This is a genomic window from Paenibacillus yonginensis, assembly GCF_001685395.1.
Taxonomy (GTDB): domain Bacteria; phylum Bacillota; class Bacilli; order Paenibacillales; family Paenibacillaceae; genus Fontibacillus; species Fontibacillus yonginensis.
In genome coordinates this window covers 4,745,807-4,758,766 of record NZ_CP014167.1, presented here as the reverse complement: position 1 = coordinate 4,758,766, position 12,960 = coordinate 4,745,807, and the positions used below count along the sequence as shown (strand labels likewise).

General features: G+C 55.0%; 12 protein-coding genes. 4 read left to right on the top strand and 8 right to left on the bottom strand.

The features are described from left to right. Positions 1 to 3: 3 nt before the first annotated feature. The 3 genes from AWM70_RS21485 to AWM70_RS21475 all read right to left on the bottom strand — a co-directional run bounded on the left by AWM70_RS21485 (position 4) and on the right by AWM70_RS21475 (position 2,128). Positions 4 to 732: an ABC-2 transporter permease gene (locus tag AWM70_RS21485; protein ID WP_151208787.1), complete on the bottom strand. Its 729-nt coding sequence runs from the start codon at positions 730 to 732 to the stop codon at positions 4 to 6. Positions 733 to 987: 255 nt separating this feature from the next. Continuing rightward, on the bottom strand, positions 988 to 1,752 hold the full coding sequence (gene map / locus AWM70_RS21480) for a type I methionyl aminopeptidase (RefSeq protein ID WP_068699878.1): 765 nt from the start codon (positions 1,750 to 1,752) through the stop codon (positions 988 to 990). 187 nt (positions 1,753 to 1,939) lie between these two features. After that, positions 1,940 to 2,128 (bottom strand): hypothetical protein, encoded by a 189-nt coding sequence (locus AWM70_RS21475; protein WP_068699876.1) that lies wholly within the window; start codon positions 2,126 to 2,128, stop codon positions 1,940 to 1,942. Between the two features lie 471 nt (positions 2,129 to 2,599). On the opposite strand from AWM70_RS21475, the gene AWM70_RS21470 reads away from it, so the two are divergent. After that, positions 2,600 to 3,868 carry an MGDG synthase family glycosyltransferase gene (locus AWM70_RS21470; protein ID WP_068699874.1) on the top strand — a complete coding sequence of 423 codons (1,269 nt, stop codon included), beginning with the start codon at positions 2,600 to 2,602 and terminating at the stop codon, positions 3,866 to 3,868. 197 nt (positions 3,869 to 4,065) lie between these two features. Then, positions 4,066 to 4,404, top strand: a complete 339-nt coding sequence (locus AWM70_RS21465; RefSeq protein WP_068699873.1) for a DUF4870 domain-containing protein — start codon at positions 4,066 to 4,068, stop codon at positions 4,402 to 4,404. Between the two features lie 90 nt (positions 4,405 to 4,494). On the opposite strand, the gene AWM70_RS21460 is transcribed toward AWM70_RS21465, so the two are convergent. The 4 genes from AWM70_RS21460 to AWM70_RS21445 all read right to left on the bottom strand — a co-directional run bounded on the left by AWM70_RS21460 (position 4,495) and on the right by AWM70_RS21445 (position 7,525). Then, entirely contained in the window at positions 4,495 to 5,550 is a 1,056-nt protein-coding gene (locus tag AWM70_RS21460; RefSeq protein ID WP_068699870.1) for a LacI family DNA-binding transcriptional regulator, read from the bottom strand. Positions 5,551 to 5,558: 8 nt separating this feature from the next. Further along, positions 5,559 to 6,128 carry a xanthine phosphoribosyltransferase gene (locus AWM70_RS21455; protein ID WP_068699868.1) on the bottom strand — a complete coding sequence of 190 codons (570 nt, stop codon included), beginning with the start codon at positions 6,126 to 6,128 and terminating at the stop codon, positions 5,559 to 5,561. A 123-nt stretch (positions 6,129 to 6,251) separates the two neighbouring features. Next, the gene (locus AWM70_RS21450) at positions 6,252 to 6,560 is read right to left on the bottom strand and encodes a hypothetical protein (RefSeq protein ID WP_068699866.1); all 309 of its coding nucleotides are present in this window, start codon (positions 6,558 to 6,560) and stop codon (positions 6,252 to 6,254) included. A 182-nt stretch (positions 6,561 to 6,742) separates the two neighbouring features. Beyond that, a complete protein-coding gene (locus tag AWM70_RS21445) occupies positions 6,743 to 7,525 on the bottom strand; it encodes a hypothetical protein (RefSeq protein ID WP_068699864.1) in 783 nt (260 codons plus the stop codon). A 498-nt stretch (positions 7,526 to 8,023) separates the two neighbouring features. On the opposite strand from AWM70_RS21445, the gene AWM70_RS21440 reads away from it, so the two are divergent. Further along, a complete protein-coding gene (locus tag AWM70_RS21440; protein WP_237167943.1) occupies positions 8,024 to 8,620 on the top strand; it encodes a GTP pyrophosphokinase in 597 nt (198 codons plus the stop codon). A 420-nt stretch (positions 8,621 to 9,040) separates the two neighbouring features. Then, entirely contained in the window at positions 9,041 to 9,619 is a 579-nt protein-coding gene (locus AWM70_RS23600; protein ID WP_169823487.1) for a hypothetical protein, read from the top strand. Between the two features lie 57 nt (positions 9,620 to 9,676). On the opposite strand, the gene AWM70_RS21430 is transcribed toward AWM70_RS23600, so the two are convergent. Beyond that, a complete protein-coding gene (locus AWM70_RS21430) occupies positions 9,677 to 12,787 on the bottom strand; it encodes a DEAD/DEAH box helicase (RefSeq protein WP_068699860.1) in 3,111 nt (1,036 codons plus the stop codon). Positions 12,788 to 12,960 lie beyond the last annotated feature (173 nt).

Below are 12,960 nucleotides of genomic sequence, written 5' to 3'. Positions count from 1 at the left end.
TGATTAAACCAGGTCTCTCGTTTCTATTTTTTGGGCTATATGTCTCCCTGACAGGTATAAAATCGCGGCGCCTATTAGCAAACTTGCCCACATGAGTGGTGACAGCAATCTGTAACGAGCGGACATATCAATCGTATAATTGACCAATCCTCCATCCAGCAGCAGGATCACCACCGCAGCCAATGCGCACAATCCCATCAGGACAAAACTCATCCACATATACACCTTGCCGCTGCGGAGAAACTCGAAATAAAGGTAATAAGCGCTTGCGGCAAAGCTGTATCCTGTCCAGGTCAGGACAAAGGCTATATAATCAGCAAATCCAAGGCTGGAATCCAATCCGTCTGTAAGGATATAAAGAGTGCCATACATCAGCACGCTGTTTATGAGGATGTAGACCAACAGTTGCAGCAAACGTGCGCTGATGATCACGTTAGGCCGAATCGGCAGCGTTTTGAGGTAATACAGCTTCTGCGTGTAGGAATCATCCCTAAAATAATGAAGATGGCCGCGGGAGAAACAGAATCCAGTCATCGGAGCCATCATTAGAAACAAGAAATCGAGCAGGACATTCATCGACTTCACTGCTTCGCGTTCCTGGCTTGAATAGACCAGCAAACTGATGCAGCCCCCGGTATAGACCATAAAAAACAGGCTCCAGAGCAGAAGTCTGCGGTCTTTTCTCCACTCTCTCCTGAACAGAAACAAACTGTCCCTCCAAAACTCGCTCATGCAGTGCCACCTTCCCCTGGTTTCTACTCTTAGCTGTATTTTTTAATCATGCTCCACTGTTATACTGTGTATATCTTTATACACAGTATATGAGCACACTTCTTATTTGTCAAACATTTAGGAGGTGAAAATTCCCGGGCCAAACCCTATCCAGCTTCCCTTCCGTTTCTGGGCATAAAAAACCGGCGCAAAGCACCGGCTGATTGATCTGATCAATTATGGATTCCATCCTTTAAAAACCATCATAAAAATCCGTCATTTATACGACTGCTCGGTTAACAGATCTGGTCCCTTGTCGGTAACCGCAAGGGTATGCTCGAACTGGGCACCCGGCGTTCCGTCCGCCGAGCGGATCGTCCAGCCGTCCGATTCCCAAAGCACAGCGCCGGTGTCCCCCAGCGTAAACACCGGCTCGATGGTAATCACCATGCCTTTTCGCAGCTTGAGTCCGGTTCCGGGACGTCCGTAATTGGGAACATCAGGCGGTTCATGCATCATTTGTCCAATCCCGTGCCCGACCAGCGGCTTCACGATCCCGATGCCCGCCTCATCCGCCGTCCGCTGGATCGCGTAGCTGATGTCTCCAATCCGGTTGCCGGGAACGGCAGCAGCGATCCCCCGTTCAAGCGCCAGCTTGGTCACCTTATACAATCTTTCAACCTCCGGGGAAGGCTGACCCACCAGATAGGTCCAGCCGGAATCGGCCATCCACCCATCCTTCTCGACCACAATGTCGATCGTCACGATGTCCCCGCTGCGCAGCAGCTCTCTCGTAGGAAAGCCGTGGCACACCACGTCGTTTACCGAAGCGCATGTCGCAAAGGGGAACCCTCTATATCCCTTCTGCGCGGCTGTGCCGCCGCGTTCCGTGATAAACCGTTCAACAAACTCGTCGATCTGCTGCGTGGAAATGCCCGGAGCAATGGCTTTTCTCAACACGCGATGACAATCCGCCAATATGCGTCCCGCTGCCCGGATCAGCTCAATCTGCTGAGCGTTCTTCGTAGCCACTTTCGGCATGGGAAACGCCTCCTTTTTCATCTATACGACTAGTGTATCTCATATCTGCCGGACTTGTGCCTGGCCTGAATGCTCTAATATATGTTAACGAATGGAAGAAAAAAACCGCCCCCCGCATAAAAGCGGAGAGACGGTTTGAAAGTGTCCTATATCAAATGTGATAGCGGCCGACCGTCAGAGGATCGCATCAGGAAACTGAAGAGTTCAGCTTACCCATTTCCGTTTCCACAAGGTGAGTCAATTCTTCTTCATATCCGCCCATGATGCGGTACTTGCGAACATACTCCCTGACAAATTTTTTGGGATCCTTCGGCCTGAAAATTCTTGTCATCTCCCGCAAACTTTCCTTTACTTCATTATGACCTTTCGTTGCCATATGATTCCCTCCCAGAACGCTAATGGTACTGCTTCCGTAAATGAGAACGCCGAAAAGATCCTGCAAGTATTCATCTAGAAGTGGTTAGTTTGTCCTGCCACCGGCAGGCATCTGACATTTACATACCCGGCAAGGTGAAGCCTGAATCAATGCTTGCTGTCAAACTCAGGTGATGATCAGGTACCCGATAACACTTTATGTTTATCCGGATAAAATGGAACGGCCTCCTATCTCTCTATATTGTAACATATTCATTACGGTGTTTCAGCTTTCACCTTTTACGGATTTATATTTCAATCCTCAATAATATATTTATCGGTTTGGGTTCGGGTTAAAATAAGGGAGAAGGAATTGTCCGCCTCATCGGCAAATTCTTCTATAGGCGCCTTTAGCGTATATACTTATAACAGGTGAATTCGCCTAGCAAAGTCCATTGATTTCCTTATCAGGCTACCCGGGAGGAGACGGCTGATGCGAAAGCCCAAAGTTTTGATTGTATATGCAAGCTACGGAGACGGCCATTATCAGGTCTCCAAAGCAATGGAATCTTCTTTTCATGAGCAAGGCATTACCGATGTGGTTCTGCTCGATCTGATGGCAGAAGCGCATCCGCTGCTTAACGGATTAACCAAATTCGTATACATGCAAAGCTTCAAAACCATCCCTTACCTGTACGGATGGGTCTACAACACAACGCGGCGAATCCCGCCGAACCGGCCGTTCTACAGCCTGCTGCATTCCATAGGCCTCAGCAAGCTGGCCAAGATCGTCGGCGGCATCAGTCCGGATCTGGTTATTCATACTTTTCCCCAATTGACGATGCCGAAGCTGCTGAAACGAACCGGTCAGACGATTCCGATCATTAATGTCATTACCGATTTTGACATCCATGCCCGGTGGTTCCATCCTGCCGTTAACCGCTATTATGTGGCGACTCAGGATTTGAAGAACGAAATGGTAGCCCGAGGCATTCCGGAAGAACGTGTAGTGGCCAGCGGTATTCCGCTGCGTCCCGGCTTCTCCGGAGCTCTTGAGCCTCAGGAGCAGGACGGCGGGAGCGAAGATGCGGATATGGTTCTGGAAGTGGATGTTAATCTGCATGCGGACATAAACGCGGAAGCGAAACATGATAAGGACGCCCTTACGGATGCGCGTTCGGCCAAACAGCTTGCAGCCCGTCTACGCCAGGACGGGAAACCCGTAATCCTGCTGATGGCCGGGGCTTACGGCGTTATGCCGAATATCGCCGATATCTGCCGCCGCCTGACCGCCGGCGGGGAGCGCCGCGTCATCGCCGTCTGCGGGAAAAACAAAGAGCTGTTCTCCCAGCTGCAGGAACGTTTCGCCGGTCAGGAGGAGGTGCAGGTCTGCGGTTTCGTCAACGACATTGCCAGCCTTATGGCTGTCAGCGACTGCATCATCACCAAACCCGGCGGAATCACCTTATCCGAGGCGCTGGTAAGCCGCCTGCCGATGTTTCTGTTCCGGCCCGTTCCGGGCCAGGAATTGAACAACGCCCTTTATTTGAAAAAGAAAGGCATCGCCTTTATTTCCCACCGCCCCTCCGATCTGGTCCGCCAGATCGAGCAGTTCTTCAGCCGGCAGCCGGAAGGCGAGCTTTACCGGGAGCTGGAGAGCCTGCGGCGGCCGGACGCCGCCAGAGCGATTGTTGAAGACGTGATCCGGCATTTCATCAGCCCGGAGAAGATCGCCGTCATCGCCGCCGCAGCGCCGTCTTGATCTCGGAAGCACGGGGAGCGTGACGTGTACGATGGAACGTCTGGTGAAGGAAGGGTGAGGGGCTTGATCGGCTCCCCTTCTCCGCCGGTCTTCCCCACCGTTCTTACATGGGGCAGCTTGTCATACACTAAAAGGGAGAGGGGGATCGTACGCATGTCCTGTCCCCTTTATCCTTTGACTCAAGAAGGTGTATGCCCTTGACCCCTTTCCGCTCCTCTACAGGCTTGCCTGAAAGCTTAGCCGCCTTTCTGTGCCACTTATTTCCGTTTGTTGGCGGGATTATTTTTCTCGTTATTGAAAAAAGAAGCCGGTTTGTCCTGTTCCATGCCCTGCAGTCCGTGCTGCTGTTCGGCGGTCTAATCGTCAGCCATACCGTAGCCGGCTTTATCCCCATCCTGGGCATCGCCCTGGCTGCGCTGCTCAGTATTGCAGGTGTCCTGTTCTGGGTGGCGCTGATCATCGCTTCCCTCCAGAGTAAGTGGCTAAAGCTGCCCTGGATCGGCGACTTTGCCGAGAAGCAGATCCGCAACTGGTGAGCTGCCGCTGCCTGGAATGAAAGCTGCTTAGCTGCCTCCCAGATAGGCATGTAGGTGGCAGAGGGCCGCAGCACGGCTTAGGCCGGCAGGCTATACGCTTTCCCCCTCCAGCAGACGGGCAGGCAGCCAATGTTTCCGTAACGAGGCAGCCGTGCGTTCCTGTTCGCCAGCTTGGCTTTTTAGCTGTTCTTGGCCTTCAATCTGTTCCAGCAGCAGCTCTATTGCCTTTTCGCCCATTTCCTTGTAAGGCACCGCCATAACGGTCAACGCCGGAACCAATCGCGAGCTGACCCGATAGGTATTATCGGAGGACATGACGGCAATATCGCGGCCGATCTTCAGGTCAAGCCGGGCTGCAGCTCTGTAGACCTCAAGCGAAGCATCAATCCAGTTTGTGAGATATACCATCGGAGTACCCGCCAAGCGGTCATGCTCCAAAACGGCCTGAATCTGCGCCGGCTCCTGACGTTGCACTTTCTCCACCCTGTACGCCCAGCCTCTCTCCGCGCAGAAAGCGGCATAAGCTTCCCGGCGGGCTCTTTCCGCCCAATTCTCGGGCCCATGCCCGTCCTCCATTTGCAGATAAGTGACGCCTGCCCTTCCTTTGCTCTCCATAAACGCCATGGCTGTACGGACGCTGCCGTAATAATCGGCTATTACCGAATAAATATTTTCAACCCCTGCATAGCCTTCAACCGATACAAACGGAATCTGATGCTCCCGTATGCTGGACGCCCACGCTTCATCCGCATATCCCAGGTGATCCAAAGTGACAATTCCGTCCACACGCCGCTGGAAATAAAGCGAGATCAGTTCGTCCCGGCTTGTGCTGCCGCTGCCTTGACCAACCAGCAGCACATGGTAGCCATGACGCAGGGAAGCCTGCTGCAAACCTTCAAGCAGCTGCAGGAACAACGCGTTGGAGGTGTCGCCGAAGACGGCTACACAAGAGCTGCGGCCGGTCTTCATAGCCCGGGCTCCCGCATCCACATGGTAATTCAGTTCCCGCATGGCCTTCAGCACCGCCTCCCGCTTCACACGGCTCACGCCGATGCCCTGGGTGCCGTTAATGACAGCGGATACTACGCTGCGGGAGACGCCGGCCCGCCGGGCCACGTCCATACTGGTTACTCTTTTTCCCGTCATATCGCCACCTACACCAGCTCGATCTTGCCACCGGCCAGAGAAGCGACGCGGACCAGCGACTCTACGCGGTAGCCCGCTTTGGTGAGCACACGCCGGCCCGGCTGGAATGATTTTTCGATAACGATGCCGATGCCTGCCACCTCCGCGCCAGCCTGCTCCACAATCCGCGCCAATCCAAACGCAGCTTCTCCATTAGCCAAAAAATCATCCACGATCAGCACTTTATCGCCAGGCGCCAGAAACTTCCTGGACACGGTAATTTCATTCGTCTCCTGTTTGGTAAAGGAATAAACCTTCTCCACAAAAATATCCTCGGTCAAGGTCAATGACTTCCGTTTGCGTGCAAAAATCAGCCGTACATTCAGTGCCAACGCGGTCATAATCCCGGGGGCGATGCCTGACGACTCAATGGTCAATACCTTGGTTATGGATTGTCCGGCGAACAGCCGGGCAAATTCACGCCCGATCTCCTGCATTAATACCGGATCCATCTGGTGGTTCAGGAAAGAATCGACCTTCAAAACCTCGTTATCCAGCACAATTCCTTCCTGCATGACTTTATCTATCAACAGCTTCATGGTATTCTCCTCCGGCTCTCTTGTCTCTTACAAAATACAGCAGTCCAATACTTGCCTCCAGCTTCTATTCTATCGCAAAAAGCCCGCCTCCCGATACAGGGAAACAGGCTTCAGGTTTCTGGGTTAAATGGATTTGGGTTTGTTCGGCAGCAGGTTGGCTACCATATTTTTGAGGTTCGGGTCCTCGTAATGGTCCTCCTCTTTCCCCGTATCCAGGCGGCGAATCCGAATCTCCTTGTATTCAGCGCCAGGACCTGCCGGGACAAAGGTCAGCGGCTCCTGTTTCTCTAACCGAAGTTGATATCCCATGTCCGTAAACATGTTCAGGTAATCCTGCTCGGCAGGCAGCCGGTCTTCGTCAAGAAAAATCAGTCCGCGCAGCTCCTTGATCTCATTCTCATAGACGACATCAAAATAAACGATGCATTCCACGTTCCTTCACACTCCCTAACCAGGATCTCTTGTTTCAGCTTTTCCATCCGAAGCGTAAACCATCCGGAAGGAGCTAACTTACTTAGTAATACGGAACAAACGCCGGAAAAACACCGTTTAATTAAGGCGATTTTATGAACTCAAGGAACTGAAAGATCGGCTGCGGTTTGCGCTGATCATGCCTAGATTTGCTCCGATCCGCAGTGCGGACACCACCGCGTGCCTTTGGCCAGGGTAGTGGAACAGATCTGGCATTTCAGAACCCCATCAGACGATTCGTCCGTTCTCGATTCAGCTCTTCTTGTTTCGTCTATTCTCGGTTCGGTGGTTCTGGACTCGGCAGCAGGCTTCGGCGGAATCATGTTTTCCTTCCAGGTCTGGATTCTGCGGTCCAGCTCCAGCTGGCGCTCACGCTCCCGTTCAAGCTCCAGCTGACGGCGTTTCTCTTCTTCACGCGAAACCGGTTCTCCCGCGTAATCCGACTCCTCCTTCACCAAAGGCCCGCGATAGACCATAGTCTCCATAGCTGCTCCGGCCTCGCTCATCGCTTCCTCAGGCTCTCTTGCCGGTTCTTCATCAGCCTGGTAACGGGCACCGCTATGGCTCTCGCTGCGGGACTTCAGCTTTCTGCCGCAGAACGGGCAATAGATCGCCTCCTGAGGCACCACTTTCCCGCATTCACACAAACGTTCGTTTCTCAGCGCGGCAATACGCTGACGCAGCTCATCCCGCTCTTCTGCAAGCAGATCGCAGGTTTTGGCCAGGTCCATCATTTCTTTCTCGGCAAGGGACATGTCCTTTGCACGGTAGCCTTCGTAGAATACCTGCCCCATTTGTTGATAATAAATGCCCATTTCACGTTCAATATTAGAAATTTGTCCGTTTAATTTGTTTATTTCAACTACATGCTGGGCGCGTTCACTCGCTTTATTAGCTCCATTTTTTATTCGATCCAAGAAACTCATTTTTTTCATCCTCCGATCCAGGCCGCATCGTTAGTCTCTCATTCAAGGTATGATGCTCTACACTAATTTAGACGGTAAATCACATGGCCCAAACAGCCACGGCCCCGTTAACGTTAACTATCATACCAGATTTGAAGCGTTCTGTGAAAACCTTGCCGACCAGCGTTTCCGACAGCTTAATCTTTTTGATTTGGAGAAGGAATCGGGGTACAATAAAAAAGCCGGGTGGCGTTATTTTTATCATTCTGCATTTTGCATCATTCGAAGTTATGACGCCCGAAGGTTCAGGCCGCAGACGGTTTCAGCCCTTCTCCGGGCTCGGCTTGGGCAGAGCGTTTCATGCGGAGTCATGCAAGATGCTCATTATTAGGAGTAGATACCTTGAGCATATCGAAAGAACCGGGCAAAGAACTGACTTTGAACCCCGCAGCAATCAAAGAGTTTTGGGAAGCGGGCGGCGAACATCTCGCCGGGCTTGAAGACTGGAAACAGCTTCCGATGATGTACCAAATGGCACTGGAAGAGCTCCATAACAAAATCAAACTGCTCCAGTCGGAATGGAAGCACCGCCAAGGCTACAACCCAATCGAACATATCAAAACCCGCATCAAGGAGCCAAAGAGCATCCTTGGTAAAATGCAGCGAAAAGGCCTGGCTCTGACCACTGACAACCTGGTCCGTGAAATACATGACATTGCGGGTATGCGCATTGTGTGCGCTTTTGTAAAAGATATATACAGCCTGGTCGATCATTTGCAGACCCGTGACGATCTTAAGGTGCTGGAAATTAAGGATTACATCGCGAATCCCAAACCAAACGGATACCAAAGCCTGCATCTGATCGTTGCCGTTCCCCTCATTCTGATGGAAGGCCCGGAATGGATCAAGGTTGAAATCCAGCTTAGGACTTTAGCCATGGATTTCTGGGCCAGCATGGAGCACATTCTGTTCTACAAATACGACAAACAGGTTCCAGCCCACGTCATCAAGGAACTGACCGAAGCCGCCCGCGCGGCAGACGAACTTGACAAAAAAATGCTTGGCCTGCGCAAGGAAATCATTGCGCTGTCTGAAGGGCCTGCCGGCAGGGATTAAGCCGGCTGCAACAACGCGCTGCCGGGAGCAGCGCGTTGTTTTGTTATGCCTGCTGTAGGCGAGCTTGCGGGATGACGCTGCGAGCTTGCGGGATGACGCTGCGAGCTTGCGGGATGACGCTGCGAGCTTGCGGGATGACGCTGCGAGCTTGCGGGATGACGAAACGCCCGGGGTTATCTCCCCGGGCGTTTCGTCGTTGCGTGCAGGCCGGCCGCCCGCTGAGCGGCCCGGCGCACGATCAAATCCAGGCCGTCCGCCGCCGGGACGGCCGGAAGCCTGCCGGCCAGCCAGCTGCGCACGCTGGCCGCGGCCCCGCCGCCCGGGTCTGCCTGAGGCTCAGGCAGACCGCGGGCTTCGGCAAAGCCGGGGCCCGGCTCATGCAGCGCGCCTTTGGCGGCGGCTGTGCTGAGCCATTCGGCGATGCCGGGCCCCGAGCCCGCCGGGCGGGGGGCCGCACTGCCGGCCGCGCGCTGCGCTGCGGCCGGCTCCGCAGGCGCGCCGGGTTCGGGCGCACCTTCTTCGGCCCATGCGGCAAACACCGCGCGGGCCAGCTTCTCCGGCGCGAGATCCAGCGCCGTAAGGGCGAGGCGCATGTCCGTGCCCCAGCCGGACAGCGCCGCCTCACGCAGCGCGGCGGCATACTTGCAGCCGCCGCTGCCGCAGGCGCAGCCAGGCTCTGCCGCTGGCTGTGCGCCTTCCCCCGTCCCGCCTGCAGGGGGCGGCGAAGCCAAAGGCGGCTCTGCTGGAAGCAGCTGCGCCAATTCCTCTGACAGGGCCGCAGCAGGGCCCGCCAGCAATGCCGCTAACAGCATTGGCTTCTCTTTGAGCAAGCCCAGAACCCGGCCTGTCAGACCTTCATCGGCCCGCCGGATCGGCAGCACTAGCGAGCAGCCGCCTGCCTGCGCAGACTCCTCCGCCTGTTCGGCCGATCTCTGCCCTTGCGGAGAGCCTGAAGCGATCCATTCCGCTTTCCATTCCCCCGGCGCGGCCGTTAACTGAATCTTGCCGGCTGCCGCCTTTTCCTTCGCCATAGATGATTGCCCCTTTTTGTTAGAACTACGACCACTCCACGGTCTGCAGCGTGATCAGATCCTGCAGCTCCTCTGCCGACATTTCCGTCAGCCATTGTTCGCCGGAGCCTACAACCTGCTCGGATAACATCTTTTTCCGTTCAATCAGCTCGTCAATTCTTTCCTCAAGCGTGCCTTGGCAGATCAGCTTATGAACCTCTACATTTTTCTCCTGGCCTATCCGGAAGACTCGGTCGGTCGCCTGATTCTCCACGGCCGGATTCCACCATCTGTCATAATGGATGACGTGGTTGGCACGCGTCAGATTCAGGCCTACACCGCCCGCTTTCAAGGAAAGGATAAACAGCGGGGGTCCCGAGCCTTCCTGGAACGTGCGCACCATTTCATCGCGTTCCTTTTTCGGTACGCTGCCATGCAGGAAATAAGGCTCAAACCCGTAGCGGCTGCCAATCTGCCGGACAAGCAGCTCACCCATCCGCACATACTGCGTGAAAATAAGCGCAGCCTCGCCGTTCTCCGTTACCGTATCCGCCAGCTCCAGCAGCCGTTCCAGCTTGCCGGAACGCCCTGCAGCCCCTGATCTGGCCGCAGCGGCTGCTATCCCCTCCGACTGTAGGCCCGGATGATCGCAAATCTGCTTAAGCCGGGTAAGCGATGACAAGACCAGCCCTTTGCGGGCGATCCCCTGGCTGTCATGAATTCTGGACATCAGTTCATCGGTCACGTTCTTATATAACGATGCCTGCTCTGCGGTCAGGCTGCAGTAGGATTTCATCTCGATCTTCTGCGGCAGATCCTTGGATATGTCCGGATCGCTCTTCAGCCGCCGCAGAAGGAAAGGCGCTACCAGCCGGCGCAGCCGCGCCAGCTCCTCGGGATGCTCGTCTGCACCGGCCGTGAATTGGCGCCGGAAGGCGGCAGCCGTCCCCAGATAACCGGGATTCAGGAACTGAAAGATCGACCATAACTCGCCAAGCCGGTTCTCGACCGGCGTTCCCGTCATGGCGATGCGCTGAGGCGCCCTGAGCTTCATGACGCTCTGCGCCTGTTTCGTACCGAAATTTTTAATGTACTGCGCCTCATCCAGCACGATCGCCGACCAGTACAGCTCTTTCATCTCAGCTGAATCCCGTCCCGCCAGCTGGTAGGTCGTCAGTACCACATCATAGGTTTTGCAGGCGCGGATAAACGCCTCCCCGTGCAGCCTTTTGCCTCCATGGTGAATATAAACGGTCAGCTCAGGCGCAAAACGGCTGAGCTCCCGCTGCCAATTCCCAAGCAAAGATGTCGGGCAAATAATCAGGTAGGCTCCTTCCTCCCGATCGCCGTCCAGCATAGCAGTAATCACTTGAATCGTCTTGCCAAGGCCCATATCATCCGCAAGCAGCGCCCCGAACCCCAGCTTTCTCATTAAAGACAGCCACTGGAATCCCCTTTCCTGATAAGGGCGCAGCGTTCCCTGCAGCGATTTGGGCACCGGCCGCGTCTCCAGGTTGGCTGCCGTTTCCCCCTGCACCAGAGCCTTTAACAGGCCCTCCATTTCAAACCCGGCGATATACATGCCTTCCCACTGTCCATCGAGCTCCGGATCCGCCGCAAGATGCATCAGCTCGGCAAAGGTCATGCTGCCGTCTTCCTGTTTCTTCATATATTTAAGGACCTGGCGGATTTCCTTAACGTCAATTTCAATCCATTCTCCCTGGAAAAAGACCAGCGGCACCTTGGAGGCAGCCAGCTCCTCGAGCTCCTTCTGGCTCAGCAGCCGGTCGCCAAGCACCGCTTCCAGCTTAAAGGTAACCAGCTGCTGCATGCCTACTCCGGCTTTCAGTCCCCGGTCCGCTTCCTTTGGTTCCCAGCTGCCCGTCCGCAGCTTTACGCCGGCGCGTTTCTTGCCTTCTTTGGTCCATCTAGACGGCATTTGCACCGTGACTCCGCCACGTCTCAGCAGCGGCACCGACCGGGTCAGGAACTGGTACACCTCTTCCTGATTCAGCTCCGTCCCTTCAGGGCGGGGATTCTGCAGCGCCTCACGAATCTCGGGTGACCATTCCGCCGCTTTGTACAAACAAAGCAGCAGCTCGGTCTGCACGTCCTTGTACAGCTTGCCGCCGAAGGACAGATCGGGCTCCGGATGATTCCAGATGCCATCCGCCGCAAGCCGCAGGGATGGATCTTCCTTGCTCTCCGCCCAGAAAGACAACATCCAGTAAGGATGATCCTCCCAGATCTCCGGTGGCTCCAGACGCAGGCAGAGCCCGAGAACGGGACGGGCCTCCGCGCCCTCTTCGCCAAGTTCCGGCGGCTGTCCGCCTCCCGCCTCCGCTATTACCTGTTCCAACTCAGCGATTTCGGACGTACTTCCCTGAATTTCAGCCGGATAACCGGAACCCGTCAAATTGTTCCACCACAGCTCAATAAGCGGGGAAGTTCCTCTTCTATAATTAGCACGGGCGTTTCTGAGCTCTTTGCCAAGCTCCTGCACCGCCTCCTGCACCTTCACATCAATCAGCGCAGTCATAAAAGAATGCAGCACTGTCAATTGGCGCTGTTCAATCGACTGCGTCTCTTCCTCCGCCGTAGGCCTGATCTGGGCCAAGCCGATCGGAGGCATCGCAGCGGCGAGCAGCCGAAAGCGCTCCTCATCCTCCGGCTGCTCCAGCAGCGGACACCAGACGGCGCGGATCGCCGAAAGAGTCCCTCTTCTGCGGCCGCCCGGAGGAACTGCCGGCCTGGAGCCCGGCGTAATCCGTCCCCGCTGAAGGAGCTCCTCGGCAAAACGGGCCGCTTCACGCCAGTAGGCCATTTCACCGCCCGGCGTTATTCCCTGCGCTTCCAGCCCGCTGTCTTCCCAGGCAAACAGCATCTTCCAGGTATCCCTCGGCGACAGGGCCAGACCCTCGAGGCTTCGTCCGGTCAGCAGCCGCCGTTCGCCGCGCCGGGCCTCCCCTCTCAGCACGGCCGCCGGCCATCTGAGCTCGGCCAGCCGCAGCGCAGCCTGCTGAAACGGCTTCTCACCGGCTTCCGTTTGAAGACGGCGCATCGTCATCACCCAGGCATCTACTTTTGATTCCGATATTTCTCCAGAGAAGCTGAAGAACACATCGCCAAGCCAAATTCCATATAGACATTGATTCATTGCTTTCTCCTGTCTATCTCCGTTTGAGAACTTAATATTATATTATACATTAAGCTGCTCGTTTAAAAACAGGTTTCAACAAAACTCAAGGCAAATGAGTCCGTCAGAGATAGGTATATAGTCCGAAAAATAAGCTGACCCCCGACAGAAATCGGAGGTCAGCTTACAATGAA